At 71.0% G+C, this 14,600-nt stretch carries 11 protein-coding genes; 6 read left to right on the top strand and 5 right to left on the bottom strand.

The genetic code is table 11. The features are described 5' to 3' along the window. Nucleotides 1–219 precede the first annotated feature (219 nt). Together ACIQ7M_RS11720 and ACIQ7M_RS11715 are read right to left on the bottom strand one after the other, a co-directional pair. The gene (locus ACIQ7M_RS11720; protein ID WP_403642611.1) at nt 220–870 is read right to left on the bottom strand and encodes an MBL fold metallo-hydrolase; all 651 of its coding nucleotides are present in this window, start codon (nt 868–870) and stop codon (nt 220–222) included. 9 nt (nt 871–879) lie between these two features. After that, nucleotides 880–1,569: a maleylpyruvate isomerase family mycothiol-dependent enzyme gene (locus tag ACIQ7M_RS11715; RefSeq protein WP_403642608.1), complete on the bottom strand. Its 690-nt coding sequence runs from the start codon at nt 1,567–1,569 to the stop codon at nt 880–882. Between the two features lie 223 nt (nt 1,570–1,792). Here ACIQ7M_RS11715 and uvrA point away from each other — a divergent pair, with 223 nt between their 5' ends. Next, entirely contained in the window at nt 1,793–4,840 is a 3,048-nt protein-coding gene (gene uvrA / locus ACIQ7M_RS11710; RefSeq protein WP_403642605.1) for an excinuclease ABC subunit UvrA, read from the top strand. A gap of 97 nt (nt 4,841–4,937) precedes the next feature. Here uvrA and ACIQ7M_RS11705 read toward each other — a convergent pair whose 3' ends face one another. Further along, the gene (locus tag ACIQ7M_RS11705) at nt 4,938–5,849 is read right to left on the bottom strand and encodes a carbohydrate kinase (protein WP_403642602.1); all 912 of its coding nucleotides are present in this window, start codon (nt 5,847–5,849) and stop codon (nt 4,938–4,940) included. Beyond that, a complete protein-coding gene (locus ACIQ7M_RS11700) occupies nt 5,846–6,919 on the bottom strand; it encodes a LacI family DNA-binding transcriptional regulator (protein ID WP_403642599.1) in 1,074 nt (357 codons plus the stop codon). Before ACIQ7M_RS11700 ends, ACIQ7M_RS11705 begins: the two co-directional genes overlap by 4 nt. 343 nt (nt 6,920–7,262) lie before the next feature. Between ACIQ7M_RS11700 and ACIQ7M_RS11695 the strand changes: the two genes are divergently transcribed. Further along, nucleotides 7,263–7,688, top strand: coding sequence for a Rieske (2Fe-2S) protein (locus ACIQ7M_RS11695; protein ID WP_403642596.1), 426 nt, complete (start codon nt 7,263–7,265; stop codon nt 7,686–7,688). 135 nt (nt 7,689–7,823) lie between these two features. On the opposite strand, the gene ACIQ7M_RS11690 is transcribed toward ACIQ7M_RS11695, so the two are convergent. Beyond that, nucleotides 7,824–8,771, bottom strand: a complete 948-nt coding sequence (locus ACIQ7M_RS11690; RefSeq protein ID WP_355774481.1) for a hypothetical protein — start codon at nt 8,769–8,771, stop codon at nt 7,824–7,826. A gap of 439 nt (nt 8,772–9,210) precedes the next feature. Between ACIQ7M_RS11690 and uvrC the strand changes: the two genes are divergently transcribed. From uvrC to whiA, 4 genes are read left to right on the top strand one after another with little or no spacing between them, the layout of a single operon-like run. Further along, nucleotides 9,211–11,310 carry an excinuclease ABC subunit UvrC gene (gene uvrC / locus ACIQ7M_RS11685; protein ID WP_403642591.1) on the top strand — a complete coding sequence of 700 codons (2,100 nt, stop codon included), beginning with the start codon at nt 9,211–9,213 and terminating at the stop codon, nt 11,308–11,310. Then, on the top strand, nt 11,307–12,326 hold the full coding sequence (gene rapZ, locus ACIQ7M_RS11680; RefSeq protein WP_403642588.1) for an RNase adapter RapZ: 1,020 nt from the start codon (nt 11,307–11,309) through the stop codon (nt 12,324–12,326). Before uvrC ends, rapZ begins: the two co-directional genes overlap by 4 nt. Next, a complete protein-coding gene (gene yvcK, locus ACIQ7M_RS11675; protein ID WP_403642585.1) occupies nt 12,323–13,393 on the top strand; it encodes a uridine diphosphate-N-acetylglucosamine-binding protein YvcK in 1,071 nt (356 codons plus the stop codon). The genes rapZ and yvcK overlap by 4 nt, the downstream gene beginning before the upstream one ends. Then, on the top strand, nt 13,384–14,373 hold the full coding sequence (whiA, locus tag ACIQ7M_RS11670; RefSeq protein WP_328453718.1) for a DNA-binding protein WhiA: 990 nt from the start codon (nt 13,384–13,386) through the stop codon (nt 14,371–14,373). Before yvcK ends, whiA begins: the two co-directional genes overlap by 10 nt. Nucleotides 14,374–14,600: the final 227 nt, after the last annotated feature.

The raw sequence follows: 14,600 nt of genomic DNA, 5'->3' as shown, positions 1-14,600 counted from the left end.
CGACCGGCCGAACCACCTCGGGGGCCGGCGGCGGTCGGGGTCTCGTGGGCGACAGCCGATACACGCCAATGTTCCCTCGTACGGGTCCGGGAGGCCACTCGGCTTGGTCCGAGAAGTCCCTCGCACAAGGATCTCCGCGTCGAACCGCGTGAGCTGGTTCTCGATATCAGGCGTCTCTAGTACGGCCCTGTCTGCCGCCGACGTCACATCCTCCTCCGACTACCAGCCCCGAGCCCGCCATTCCTGAATGTGCGGGCGCTCCGCCCCGAGGGTGCTGTCGTTGCCGTGTCCGGGGTAGATCCAGGTCTCATCCGGCAGGCTGAAGACCTTCTCCTCAAGCCCGCTCATCAGGCTCTGGAAGTCCTCGGGCCGTGTTGTCCGGCCAGGACCGCCGGGGAAGAGACAGTCGCCCGTGAACACGTGCGGGTGACCGTGCGGGTCGTCGTAGACGAGGGCGATCGAGCCCGGTGTGTGGCCGACCAGGTGGCGCGCGGTGAGTTCCACGTTGCCCACCCTGACCGTGTCGCCGTCCTGGAGAAGGACGTCGGTCGGCACAGGGATGCCGTCGGCGTCGTCCCGGCCCGCGTAGGTACGGGCGCCGGTGGCGGCCACGACCTCGGCGAGCGCCTGCCAGTGGTCGCCGTGCTGATGGGTGGTCACGACGGACGTGATGCCGTCGTCGCCGATCAGGGTGAGCAGGGTCGAGGCCTCGTTCGCCGCGTCGATCAGGAGCTGCTCGTCGGTGGCCCGGCAGCGCAGCAGATACGCGTTGTTGTCCATGGGGCCGACCGCGACCTTGGAGATCATCAGGTCTGGCAGCTCGTGCACGTCGGCCGGGCCGCCGACCGTCACCGCTCCGCTGTACGTCATGACGGCAGCCTATAGCGGAGGCAGCGCCGGGAGCCGGTCGCCGCGAACCGTCAGAGCGGAGCCGTCTCGGCGGCCGCAGAGCCAGCCGAGCAGGTCGGCCGCAGGGCCCTGGACCTCGACCGGTCCGCCCTCGGCGCCGCCGCCCGTGGTCCACGACCGGCCGTCGCCGGTGACGAGCGCGGTGGAGGGCACGTCCTTGTGGCCGGCGAACCGCTCCGCGAGGAAGTCGATCTCCCGGGTCACGAACTCCTCCGGCAGGTCCTCCAGCTCGTAGCCGATGCCCAGATCCACGTGGTGCAGGTCGACCTCGACCCAGCGGCGGAACGGCACCCGGGCCGCGGAGTCGGTGACGCCGTTGCGCAGGGTCACCGTGCGGGACCAGTCCGCGGGAGCGGCTCCCGTCCTCTCGAAGCGGGCCGCGCTCTCCCGCAGGTCGGCGAGCTGTGCCGCCGGCGGACGCGGGGCGTCCCGTTCGATGTCGGCGTCCCGGGTGCTCGCGGAGGCGTACATGGGCCGCCCCTCCAGGACGTTCACCAAGGCGTCCGCGTTGCGGGACAGGTGGGCGAGCACGTGCCCACGGCTCCAGCCGGGAAGCCGTGACGGCTCGGCCACGGCGGCGTTGTCCAGTTTCGTGACCGCGGTGAGCAGTCGTTCCGTCGCGTCACGTACAGACGCCAGGTCGCGCACATGATCCATCATGAGGTCGACCCTAGCCCCGCCACACGTTCGGGTGAAGCTGGTCGGCCGGCCCCGTAAATCGAATGCGCGTGCTATAAGCTCGACGGTGGCGTCGGGCATGCTGGAGGGTCCGGGATTGTTGTGAACCAGCGAAAGCAACCGGCGCTGTCAGTGGCTCGCCCTAGTCTGAGAAGACGGGGGCCCACGGCCCCTGTCACTTCTCTCAAGAAAGGTACGGACCGGCGTGGCCGACCGTCTCATCGTCCGTGGAGCGCGCGAGCACAACCTGAAGAATGTCTCGCTCGACCTCCCGCGCGACTCGCTCATCGTCTTCACGGGCCTGTCGGGGTCGGGCAAGTCCTCCCTCGCCTTCGACACGATCTTCGCCGAGGGCCAGCGGCGCTACGTGGAGTCACTGTCCTCGTACGCCCGGCAGTTCCTCGGCCAGATGGACAAGCCGGACGTGGACTTCATCGAGGGTCTCTCCCCGGCCGTCTCCATCGACCAGAAGTCGACCTCGCGCAACCCGCGCTCGACGGTCGGCACCATCACCGAGGTCTACGACTACCTCCGGCTGCTCTTCGCGCGCATCGGCAAGCCGCACTGCCCCGAGTGCCGCCGTCCCATCTCCCGCCAGTCGCCGCAGGCCATCGTCGACAAGGTGCTGGAGCTCCCGGAGGGGAGCCGCTTCCAGGTCTTGTCGCCGCTGGTGCGCGAGCGCAAGGGAGAGTTCGTCGACCTCTTCGCCGACCTCCAGACCAAGGGGTACAGCCGTGCCCGGGTCGACGGCGAGACGATCCAGCTCAGCGAGCCGCCGACCCTGAAGAAGCAGGAGAAGCACACCATCGAGGTGGTCATCGACCGTCTCACGGTGAAGGACTCCGCCAAGCGCCGTCTCACCGACTCCGTGGAGACCGCCCTCGGACTGGCCGGCGGCATGGTCGTGCTCGACTTCGTCGACCTCCCCGAGGACGACCCCGACCGCGAGCGCATGTACTCGGAGCACCTGTACTGCCCGTACGACGACCTGTCCTTCGAGGAACTGGAGCCCCGCTCCTTCTCCTTCAACTCGCCGTTCGGCGCCTGCCCCGAGTGCACGGGCATCGGCACGCGGATGGAGGTCGACCCCGAGCTGATCGTCCCGGACGAGGACAAGTCCCTGGACGAGGGCGCCATCCACGCCTGGTCGCACGGACACACCAAGGACTACTTCGGCCGGCTGATCGGCGCCCTCGCGGACGCGCTGGGCTTCCGGACCGACATTCCGTTCGCCGGGCTGCCGCAGCGCGCCAAGAAGGCCCTGCTCTACGGTCACAAGACGCAGATCGAGGTCCGCTACCGCAACCGGTACGGCCGCGAGCGGGTGTACACCACGCCCTTCGAAGGGGCCGTCCCCTTCGTCAAGCGGCGCCACAGCGAGTCCGAGAGCGACGCCAGCCGCGAGCGCTTCGAGGGCTACATGCGCGAGGTGCCCTGCCCCACCTGTCAGGGCACGCGCCTGAAGCCGCTGGTCCTCGCGGTCACGGTCATGGAGAAGTCCATCGCCGAGGTCGCCGCCATGTCCATCAGCGACTGCGCGGACTTCCTCGGGGAGCTGAAGCTCAACGCCCGCGACAAGAAGATCGCCGAGCGCGTCCTGAAGGAGGTCAACGAACGGCTGCGCTTCCTGGTCGACGTGGGCCTCGACTATCTGTCACTGAACCGCGCGGCCGGCACCCTCTCCGGCGGCGAGGCCCAGCGCATCCGCCTGGCCACCCAGATCGGCTCCGGACTCGTCGGCGTCCTGTACGTCCTCGACGAGCCCTCCATCGGTCTGCACCAGCGCGACAACCACCGGCTGATCGAGACCCTCGTCCGCCTGCGCGACATGGGCAACACGCTCATCGTCGTCGAGCACGACGAGGACACCATCAAGGTCGCCGACTGGGTCGTCGACATCGGTCCCGGCGCGGGCGAGCACGGCGGCAAGGTCGTGCACAGCGGCCCCTTGAAGGAGCTGCTCGCCAACCCCGAGTCGGTGACCGGCCAGTACCTGTCGCGGAAGAAGGAGATCCCGACCCCGGACGTCCGCCGCCCCACCGACCCGAGCCGCAGGCTCACGGTGCACGGCGCCCGGGAGAACAACCTCCAGGACATCGACGTGCCCTTCCCGCTGGGCGTCCTCACGGCCGTCACCGGCGTCTCGGGTTCCGGCAAGTCGACCCTGGTCAACGACATCCTGTACACGCACCTGGCCCGCGAGCTGAACGGCGCGAGGAACGTGCCGGGGCGCCACACGCGCGTGGACGGCGACGACCTCGTCGACAAGGTCGTGCACGTCGACCAGTCGCCGATCGGCCGCACGCCCCGTTCCAACCCGGCGACGTACACCGGAGTCTTCGACCACGTCCGCAGGCTGTTCGCCGAGACCACCGAGGCGAAGGTGCGGGGCTATCTGCCCGGCCGCTTCTCCTTCAATGTCAAGGGCGGCCGCTGCGAGAACTGCTCCGGCGACGGCACCATCAAGATCGAGATGAACTTCCTGCCGGACGTGTACGTCCCCTGCGAGGTCTGCCACGGGGCGCGCTACAACCGGGAGACCCTGGAGGTCCACTACAAGGGCAAGTCCATCTCCGAGGTCCTGGACATGCCCATCGAGGAGGCGCTCGGCTTCTTCGAGGCGGTGCCCGCGATCGCCCGTCACCTCAGGACGCTCAACGACGTCGGCCTCGGCTACGTCAGGCTCGGCCAGTCCGCGCCGACGCTGTCCGGCGGTGAGGCGCAGCGCGTCAAGCTCGCGAGCGAGCTCCAGAAGCGCTCCACTGGCCGCACCGTGTACGTCCTCGACGAGCCGACCACCGGCCTGCACTTCGAGGACATCAGCAAGCTCATCACGGTGTTGTCCGGTCTGGTCGACAAGGGCAACACGGTCATCGTCATCGAGCACAACCTCGATGTCATCAAGACCGCGGACTGGGTCATCGACATGGGACCCGAGGGCGGCAACGGCGGTGGTCTGGTGATCGCCGAGGGCACGCCCGAGGAGGTCGCCGGCGTTCCGGCCAGCCACACCGGCAAGTTCCTGCGCGAGATCCTCGGCGCGGACCGGATCAGCGACGCCGCTCCCGTGAAGGCCCCGCGCAAGACGGCCGCCAAGAAGACGGTCGCCGCCGGGACGACGGCGAGGAAGACGGCCACCAGGACCGTCAACAACACGGCCACCAAGAAGACGGCCGCGGCGAAGAAGACCGCCACGACGGCGGCCAAGAAGGCGGCTCCCGCGAAGAAGACCACGCGGGCCCGAAAGGCCTGACCCGGCCGGTCCGGCACACCGGACCGGTCCGGCCCTGTCCCGACAGACGGCGCCCCGCGGGAACTCCCCGCGGGGCGCCGTCTGCCGTGAATCCGGCCTACAGATCGCCGAGTTCGCGGGCGTACGGAGGTTCCGCTCCGGCACGGGAGCAGGTGACCGCCGCCGCGCGGGCCGCGAAGCGCAGAAGCTCGGTCCAGCCCTGGGGGCCCAGTTCCGTCAGTGCGGTCGGGGACAGGGCGTCCCGGGTCGCCAGGCCGTGCAGCAGCGCCGCGTTCACGGTGTCGCCGGCACCGATGGTGTCCACCACGTCCACCGGTTCGCCGGGCACGGAGTGCACCGCGCCGTCCCGGGTGAACGCGGTGAGGCCGTCGCCGCCCCGGGTGATCACCACCGCCGAGGGACCGGCGGCCAGCCACGCGCGCGGGGTGCCGCCGAGCCAGCGGGCGTCCTCCTCGGACAGCTTGAGCAGGGACACCGACGGCAACCAGCTCTCGAACCGGGCACGGTAGGCGACCGGGTCGGGGATCAGCCCGGCGCGGATGTTCGGGTCGAGCGCGGTGAAGACGTCCCGCGCCGCGGCGGTCCGCATCAGCTCCTCGTACGCGCTCGCGCCCGGCTCCAGGACGAGTGAACAGGTCCCGAAGGACACCGCCCGTGCTCCGTCGGGGAGTTGGTCCGGGGCGGCGAAGAGACGGTCCGCCGTGCCCTCGACGTAGAAGGAGTACGCGGCCGAGCCGTCCGTCCCGATCGTGGCGACGGCCAGCGTCGTCGGCTCACCACCGCGTTGCACGGACGACACGTCGACGCCCGCGTCCACGAGTCCGTCCAAGAGCGCCTGGCCGAACGCGTCGTGCGAGACGCGGGAGCAGAAGGTCGTGGGGGAGTCGAGGCGGCCGAGCGCCACCGCCGTGTTGTAGGGGCCGCCGCCCAGCCGGGGCAGCAGTCCCGCCAGGGCGCCGGAGCCCTGTGGCACCAGATCGATCAGGGCCTCACCGGCGACGACGATCACGACGCGGATCCTTTCCTCGGTATCTCGTTCTCGGAGCGTTCGGAGCGTTCGGTGCTCGCGGGGCAGCCGCACGAGGTGCGGTGGACGAAGGCGCAGGGAAGCCGGACGGTGCGGCTCTCCAGCTGCGGGGACGCCAGCCGTTCCAGGAGCAGCCGGACGGCCGTGGCCCCGATCTCCTTGCTCGGCTGGGCGATTACCGTGAGCCTCGGCGTGAACAGATCCGCCCAGGAGAAGTCGTCGAAACAGCACAGCGCCAGGTCGTCTGGCACGGACAGACCCCGGTCGCGCAGGGCCCGGAGCGCGCCGACGGTCATGGCGTTGTTCGCAGTGACGAGCGCGCTCGGCGCGGCGCCGAGCGACAACAGCCGGTGGGTGGCCTCCTCAGCGGCTTCCGCGCGGGAGTCGCCGTGCGCCACGAGCCGTTCGTCGTAGGGGAGTCCGGCCCGCGCGAGGCCGTGCCGGTAGCCGGTGATCCGCTCCGCCGTGGTGCTGAGTCCGGACAGGCCCGCGACCAGTCCGATACGCCGGTGGCCCCGCTCGGCGAGGTGGGTCACCAGGCTCGCCATGGGGGCGGTGTTCTCGGCGCAGACCTGGTCGCGGCGGAAGCCGCTTCCGGCGGGAGCGTCCACGAGCCGGTCCAGGAAGACGGTGGGTACGTCGTGCTGCTCCAGATAGCGCAGGAGCGCGTCGGGAGCCGCCGACGGCGCGATGATCATTCCGTCCACGCGCCGTTCGTGCAGCAGTTGGACGACCTTGCGCTCGTGCCCGGGGTCGTCGTGCGGATCGGCGATCAGCAGGCCGTAGCCGTGTTCGAGGGCTCCGGCCTCGACGCCCTGGAGGATCTCCGTGAAGAAGGGGTTGCTGATCGCCGACACCGCGAGTCCGATGGACCGCGTACGGGAGGTGACGAGCGAACGGGCGAGGGTGTTGTGCGTGTAGCCCAGCTCGTCGATCGCGTCGAGAACGGCCTGGCGCGTCCCGGGCAGCACCGGACGGGTGTCGTTGAGGACGTGCGAGACGGTGGCGATGGACACGCCCGCCCGCCGGGCCACATCGGCCATCGTCGCCATGGCGCTTCCTTCCTGGATCCCGGTCGCCCGCCCGTGGCGCGGACCCGGTGCGGACTGCGCCGGTGCCGGCCGATCCGGTGCCGCCCGGTGCACGGAGCCTGGACGCCGGACCGCGAGACGAACGGAATCCGCCGCTCGCGGTGAACGTATCCCATGCGACGGTCCGCGTAAACGCTTACGCATACGTTTGCGCAAGCGTTTACGTCCCGAACCGCAGGGACCGGCCCCCCGCGGCGAGCGGAATGATCTGTACCGGTATGGTCGGTGTGCGGCGCCTTCGCCGTGCTCAGCCCCGGCGTCGTCGGCGGAGTGTCCGCCGGCACCCTCGACCAGTGGAGATTCCATGTCCGGCCGTCCGTCCGCGAGCCGTCGTACCGTCCTGCGGGGAGCGGCGCTCACCCCGGTCGCCGGGCTCGGCCTCGCCGCGTGCTCCGGCGGCAGCGGCGGCGGGACCCCCGCCACGCCGACCGCCCCCGTCGTCCTCGGCGCGGCGAGCGACGTCTCCAAGGGCGGTGCCGAGCTGTACGAGGATCACAACGTCGTGGTCAGCCGTGGAGAGGACGGTTCGCTCAAGGCGTTCAGCTCGATCTGCACGCACGCCGGGTGCGCCATCAACAAGCTTCAGGGCACGACCCTCGTGTGTCCGTGTCACGGCAGCGAGTTCGACGCCGAGAACGGCAAGGTGCTGCGGGCGCCGGCCACCGTGCCGCTCCACCCGTTGTCCGTCGAGGAGCGGAACGGGAACATCGTCGCGGGGCCGGGCGCCTGAGACCGGGGTGCGGACCCGGCCCGGCCGGAGATCGCATCCGACGCGCGTCCGGGGACCGCGCTCGGCCGTCGACCGCACTCAGCGAGAGGCCGCACCCGGCGCGCGTCCGGGCCGGGGTCCGCACCGCCCGGCCGGTTACTCCCAGTCCCAGCCGATCCCGACGATCCCCGACCGCACGCGTGGTTCGACCAGGTGCACCGAGCGGTGCCGGCCGCTCAGCGGCAGTTCCTGCCGGCCGCTGCGGGGCGCGGCGGCCGAGTGCTGGGTGAAGCGGTGACAGCGCACGGGCAGCGCGTCCTCGGCGAAGTGCACCTGGAGCGCGTACTGTCCGCCGGCGAAGCCGAACCCGCGGACGTACTCGCTGGACGCCCCGGCCGTGCCGTCCTCGACGGCGTAGCGGAACAGGAACGTCTCGCCCGCGCGCAGCCGGGTGTCGAAGAGCAGTTCCGCGACGAGCACGCCGGTCTCGCGGTGCCAGCGCACCCGTCCCGTACGGCAGTTCTCCAGCGCCCGGACCGTCGTCCGCTCCGGTGCGCATCCGGGGTCGCCGTGGTGGATGGCGACATAGCGGTCCACGCCGTCCTTGTGCGCGCGCACGATGTGGTGCGACTCGCGGCCCAGCAGTTCGCGACGCGGGCCTATGCGCACGCGTTCGTGATGGCCGAGGGTGTGCAGACCGCCGTCGAGGGGGGACTCCAGTTCGGCGAGCAACCGTTCCAGGACACCGGAGGCCTCGACCAGTGAACGGTAGGAACGCCCTGTGGGCCGTTCCGGATCGGAGCGCTCCTCGGCCTCGGCCAGAAGTCTGATCAGGGACTCGTCGGGCAGTTGGAGTATCTCCTCCAGGGCGCGGACGGCTCTGAGCGACTCGGGGCGCTGGGGGCGGCGGGCGCCCTGCTGCCAGTAACTCAGGCTCGTCACACCGACTCTGACGCCGTATCGCGACAGATGGTGCTGTACGCGCTGCAGCGGCAGCCCGCGGGCGGTGATCGCTGCGCGCAGTGCGACATGGAAGGGGCCGCCCCGCAGGGCCGTTTCCAGTTCCGCCGTGGCGACGTCCGCGTGCTGTGTGCCGGTCCGCATGCAGGGGGCCTTTCTGTGGATGTTCACTACGGCTGGTCAGGCCGTGAGAGCGGTTCATCGGCGCCGCCCGGTGGGCGCGCGGGGGCTGTACACGCGCGGGTTTCGCCGTTCACGCCCCGAGTTCCCCCGCATTGAAGCGTGTTGACCAAGCCCCGACAACACCTGATGCTCAACATGGCTCACCGCAGCCCCTCGGACGCGCTCCGTCCCTCCTGGGCCCCCACCCGGGGGTCCGGCACCACGTCACGCGGGTGGCCGGAAACGGCGCATCCCGGGAGCGGCACGCGCGGTGCGGGGCCGATCGCGGACGGGCCGGGCGCGGAGGGACCGGGCGCGTCCCGCGGGCCCCGCTCCGACGCGGTGGCCTGCCCCGCGAGGTTTTCCACAGGCGTGCCGGGAGCCGGCCGCGCTGTCGGCCCGCGCCAGTAGGGTGTGTGACATGGCCGACCCCTCCAGCTACCGCCCCAAGCCGGGACAGATCCCGGACTCCCCAGGGGTGTACAAATTCCGCGACGAGCACCGCCGGGTGATCTACGTCGGAAAGGCGAAGAGCCTGCGGCAGCGCCTGGCGAGCTACTTCCAGGACCTGGCGAATCTCCACCCGCGCACCCGCACGATGGTCACCACGGCCGCGTCGGTGGAGTGGACGGTCGTGTCCACGGAGGTCGAGGCCCTTCAGCTCGAGTACTCCTGGATCAAGGAGTACGACCCCCGGTTCAACGTGAAGTACCGCGACGACAAGAGCTACCCCCACCTCGCGGTGACGATGAACGAGGAGTTCCCGCGCGTGCAGGTGATGCGCGGGGCCAAGAAGAAGGGCGTCCGCTACTTCGGCCCGTACGGGCACGCGTGGGCCATCCGCGACACCGTCGACCTGCTGCTGCGCGTCTTCCCGGTCCGCACCTGCTCGGCCGGAGTCTTCAAGAACGCCTCCCGCACCGGCCGGCCCTGCCTCCTCGGCTACATCGGCAAGTGCTCCGCCCCCTGTGTCGGCCGGGTCTCGCCCGAGGAGCACCGCGACCTGGCCGAGGAGTTCTGCGACTTCATGGCGGGCCGTACGGGGACGTACATCCGCCGGCTGGAACAGCAGATGACGGAAGCCGCGGAGGAGATGGAGTACGAGCGCGCGGCCCGCCTGCGCGACGACATCGAGGCGCTGCGGAAGGCCATGGAGAAGAACGCGGTCGTCCTCGCGGACGCGACCGACGCCGACCTCATGGCCCTCGCCGAGGACGAGCTGGAAGCCGCGGTACAGATCTTCCACGTGCGCGGCGGACGGGTGCGCGGCCAGCGCGGCTGGGTCACGGACAAGGTGGAGGCGGTCACCACGGGTGACCTCGTCGAACACGCGCTCCAGCAGCTCTACGGCGAGGAGACGGGCGACTCCGTCCCCAAGGAGGTGCTCGTCCCGGCGCTGCCCGAACCCGTGGAACCGGTCCAGGAATGGCTCACGGCCCGCCGCGGATCGAACGTGTCGCTCCGCATACCGCAGCGCGGCGACAAGAAGGCGCTCATGGAGACCGTGCAGCGCAACGCCCTCCAGGCGCTCGCCCTGCACAAGACACGGCGAGCCTCCGACCTGACCACGCGCTCGCGCGCCCTGGAGGAGATCGCCGAGGCGCTCGACCTGGACAGCGCGCCGCTGCGGATCGAGTGCTACGACATCTCGCACCTCCAGGGCGACGACGTGGTGGCCTCGATGGTCGTCTTCGAGGACGGGCTCCAGCGCAAGGGCGAGTACCGGCGCTTCCAGATCAAGGGCTTCGCCGGCCAGGACGACGTCCGCTCCATGCACGAGGTGATCACCCGCCGCTTCAGGCGCTACCTCGTCGAGAAGGAGAAGACGGGGGAGTGGACGGACGGCGAGGACACCGTGCCGGAAACCGCGGAGATCCTGGCCGACGGGACCCCGCTCTCCGGGAGCACCCTCGCGGAGGACGACGGCCGGCCCAAGCGCTTCGCCTACCCGCCGCAGCTCGTCGTCGTCGACGGCGGCCGGCCGCAGGTCGCCGCCGCCCAGCGGGCCCTCGACGAGCTCGGCATCGACGACATCGCCGTCTGCGGGCTCGCCAAGCGCCTGGAGGAGGTGTGGCTGCCCGGCGAGGACGACCCCGTGGTTCTGCCGCGCAGCAGCGAGGGCCTGTATCTGCTCCAGCGGGTACGGGACGAGGCCCACCGCTTCGCGATCACCTACCAGCGCGCCAAGCGGGCCAAACGCTTCAGGTCGGGCCCGCTGGACGACGTGCCGGGCCTGGGCGAGTCCCGCAAGCAGGCCCTGCTCAAACATTTCGGCTCCGTGAAGAAGCTCCGGTCCGCGACGATCGACCAGATCTGCGAGGTTCCCGGCGTGGGGCGCAAGACGGCGGAGACCATCGCCGTGGCCCTCGCCCAGGCGGCTCCCGCGGCACCCGCCGTGAACACGGCCACCGGAGAGATCATGGAGGACGACGAACACGCGGCGCCCGAGACGACGGCGGGCCCCGCGGAGGAGCCCGTGACCGCGGGCGCCTCGGACGAGCGACGGGGGCAGGAGACATGACCGAGAACGACGCGCGCGAAGAGGAACGTCCGGCGCAGGGCCGGGAAGCACACAGCGAGGCAGACGTGATTCACGCGGAGCGTGAATCACCGAAGGAAGACGGAGCACAGGTGGGTACGGGCATCGAGACGGCCGCGGCGGGAGCCGCGGACGCCGTCATCCCCGAGTTGGTGATCATCTCCGGCATGTCCGGAGCCGGCCGGTCCACGGCCGCCAAGTGTCTGGAGGACCTCGGCTGGTTCGTCGTCGACAACCTGCCGCCCGCCCTGATCCCCACCATGGTGGAACTCGGCGCCCGCTCCCAGGGCAACGTGGCACGGATCGCCGTCGTCGTCGACGTACGCGGCCGGCGGTTCTTCGACAACCTCCGCGAGTCCCTGGCCGACCTGGAGTCGAGGAACGTCACCCGGCGGATCGTCTTCCTGGAGTCCTCCGACGAGGCCCTGGTACGCCGCTTCGAGTCGGTGCGCAGGCCGCACCCCCTTCAGGGCGACGGCCGCATCGTGGACGGGATCGCCGCCGAGCGCGAGCTGCTGCGCGAGCTGCGCGGTGACGCCGACCTGGTCATCGACACCTCCAGCCTGAACGTGCACGAGCTGCGCGCCAAGATGGACGCCCAGTTCGCGGGCGAGGAGGAGCCCGAGTTGCGGGCCACCGTCATGTCCTTCGGCTTCAAGTACGGCCTCCCGGTCGACGCCGACCTGGTCGTGGACATGCGCTTCCTGCCGAACCCGCACTGGGTCCCCGAGCTGCGCCCCTTCACCGGCCTGAACGAAGAGGTCTCGGCCTACGTCTTCAACCAGCCCGGCGCCAAGGAGTTCCTCGACCGCTACGCCGAGCTGCTCCAGCTCATCGCCGCCGGATACCGGCGCGAGGGCAAGCGCTACGTGACCATCGCCGTCGGCTGCACCGGCGGCAAGCACCGCTCGGTGGCGACCGCCGAGAAGCTCGCCGCCCGCCTCGCCTCCCAGGGCGTGGAGACCGTGCTCGTCCACCGGGACATGGGGCGCGAGTGACCGGACGTACTGCCCTGCGGCTGAGCCGGCTGCGCCGGGAGACCCCCGGCGACCGGGCCGGCCGGCCGGCCGCGGCGCGCGGCGCCAAGCCGCGCCGCCGCGGCGCACAGCCCAAGGTCGTCGCCCTCGGCGGCGGCATGGGGCTGTCCGCCTCGCTCGCCGCGCTGCGCCGGATCACCGGCGACCTCACCGCCGTCGTCACCGTGGCCGACGACGGCGGCTCCAGCGGACGCCTGCGTGACGAGCTGGGCGTCCTGCCGCCCGGTGATCTGCGCAAGGCGCTGGCGGCGCTGTGCGGCGACGACGACTGGGGCCAGACCTGGGCCCGTGTCATCCAGCACCGCTTCCAGTCCAAGGGCGACCTGCACGAGCACGCGGTCGGCAATCTGCTGATCGTCGCCCTGTGGGAGCAGCTCGGCGACCATGTCCAGGCGCTGGACCTGGTCGGCAGGCTGCTCGGCGCGCACGGCCGGGTGCTGCCCATGTCCGCCGTGCCCCTGGAGCTCCAGGCCCTGGTCAAGGGGCACGACCCCGACCGGCCGGACGAGATCGGCACCGTCCGCGGTCAGGCGAACGTGGCGCTCACCCCCGGCGAGGTCCAGTCCGTGCTCGTCGTACCGCACGATCCGCCGGCCGTGCCCGAGGCCGTGGCCGCGGTCCTCGACGCGGACTGGGTGGTCCTCGGTCCCGGCTCCTGGTTCTCGTCGGTCATTCCGCATCTTCTGGTGCCCGAACTCCTGGACGCACTGAGCCAGACCAGAGCGCGCCGGGTACTCTCCCTGAACCTCGCACCGCAGCCCGGAGAAACCGAAGGCTTCTCCCCGCAGCGTCATTTGGAGGTTTTGGGACGACACGCCCCTAAACTCGCCCTGGACGTGGTGCTGGCCGACGAGGCTGCCGTGCCCGACCGCGAGTCACTCGCCGACGCCGCCCAGCGGTTCGGCGCCGCGGTCGAGCTGGCGCCGGTGGCCAGGCCCGATGGATCTCCGCGGCACGATCCGGAGCTGTTGGCCGCCGCGTACGACCGTATTTTTCGGATGCATGGAAGGATCGGCCCATGGCGATGACGGCAGCGGTGAAGGACGAGATCTCCCGGCTCCCCGTCACCCGGACCTGCTGCAGGAAGGCGGAGGTCTCCGCCGTCCTGCGGTTCGCCGGCGGCCTCCACCTGGTGAGCGGCCGGATCGTGATCGAGGCGGAGCTGGACACCGCTATGGCGGCGCGCCGCCTGAAGCGGGACATTCTGGAGATCTTCGGCCACAGTTCCGAACTGATCGTGATGGCGCCCGGCGGACTGCGCCGCGGTTCGCGGTACGTGGTGCGCGTCGTCGCGGGCGGTGACCAGCTCGCCCGGCAGACAGGGCTCGTGGACGGGCGGGGACGCCCGATCCGCGGACTGCCGCCGCAGGTGGTCTCGGGGGCCACCTGCGACGCCGAGGCCGCCTGGCGCGGGGCCTTCCTGGCCCACGGTTCGCTCACCGAACCCGGCCGCTCCTCGTCCCTCGAGGTGACGTGCCCGGGACCGGAGGCCGCGCTCGCGCTCGTCGGTGCCGCCCGCCGGCTCTCTATCGCGGCGAAGGCCCGCGAGGTGCGCGGTGTCGACCGGGTCGTCGTCCGCGACGGCGACGCGATCGGCGCGCTGCTGACCCGCCTCGGCGCGCACGAGTCGGTGCTGGCCTGGGAGGAGCGGCGGATGCGCCGCGAGGTCCGCGCCACGGCGAACCGGCTCGCCAACTTCGACGACGCGAACCTGCGCCGTTCGGCGCGCGCCGCGGTCGCCGCCGGTGCCCGTGTCCAGCGCGCCCTGGAGATCCTCGCGGACGAGGTGCCGGAGCACCTGGCCGCCGCCGGACGGCTGCGCATGGAGCACAAGCAGGCCTCCCTGGAGGAGCTGGGCGCGCTCGCCGACCCGCCGCTGACGAAGGACGCCGTCGCGGGCCGTATCCGCCGGCTGCTGGCGATGGCCGACAAGCGGGCGCAGGACCTCGGGATCCCCGGGACGGAGTCGAGTCTGTCCGAGGAGATGGCGGACAACCTCGCGGGCTGACCCGGATCACGGGGCGGCGTGAGAGACGTGCGCGAGTTCCGGACCCGCGCGGGTGGTGTGAAATACCTGCCGGAAAATCTGACAGAAGCTCAATATGCCGGCGCCGATGCCCCCTTGGGAGATCGGCGCCGGTTTCCGTCGGCCCGTGAGGCGCCCTTGACTTGACCTTGAAGTGTCATGAGCCTGGCATCCGTTCGCTGCTGTGGCGGACCCGTGCAAGGGGGACT

This window comes from Streptomyces sp. NPDC096324 (assembly GCF_044763015.1).
Taxonomy (GTDB): domain Bacteria; phylum Actinomycetota; class Actinomycetes; order Streptomycetales; family Streptomycetaceae; genus Streptomyces.
This window is presented reverse-complemented; position numbering and strand designations above follow the sequence as displayed.

Excerpts from the sequence above, each read along its gene's own strand:
- ACIQ7M_RS11720 (WP_403642611.1), bottom strand. The coding sequence starts at position 870 with ATGACGTACAGCGGAGCGGTGACGGTCGGCGGCCCGGCCGACGTGCAC.
- ACIQ7M_RS11715 (WP_403642608.1), bottom strand. The coding sequence starts at position 1,569 with ATGATGGATCATGTGCGCGACCTGGCGTCTGTACGTGACGCGACGGAA.
- ACIQ7M_RS11700 (WP_403642599.1), bottom strand. The coding sequence starts at position 6,919 with ATGGCGACGATGGCCGATGTGGCCCGGCGGGCGGGCGTGTCCATCGCC.
- ACIQ7M_RS11695 (WP_403642596.1), top strand. The coding sequence starts at position 7,263 with ATGTCCGGCCGTCCGTCCGCGAGCCGTCGTACCGTCCTGCGGGGAGCG.
- ACIQ7M_RS11690 (WP_355774481.1), bottom strand. The coding sequence starts at position 8,771 with ATGCGGACCGGCACACAGCACGCGGACGTCGCCACGGCGGAACTGGAA.
- uvrC (WP_403642591.1), top strand. The coding sequence starts at position 9,211 with ATGGCCGACCCCTCCAGCTACCGCCCCAAGCCGGGACAGATCCCGGAC.
- rapZ (WP_403642588.1), top strand. The coding sequence starts at position 11,307 with ATGACCGAGAACGACGCGCGCGAAGAGGAACGTCCGGCGCAGGGCCGG.
- whiA (WP_328453718.1), top strand. The coding sequence starts at position 13,384 with ATGGCGATGACGGCAGCGGTGAAGGACGAGATCTCCCGGCTCCCCGTC.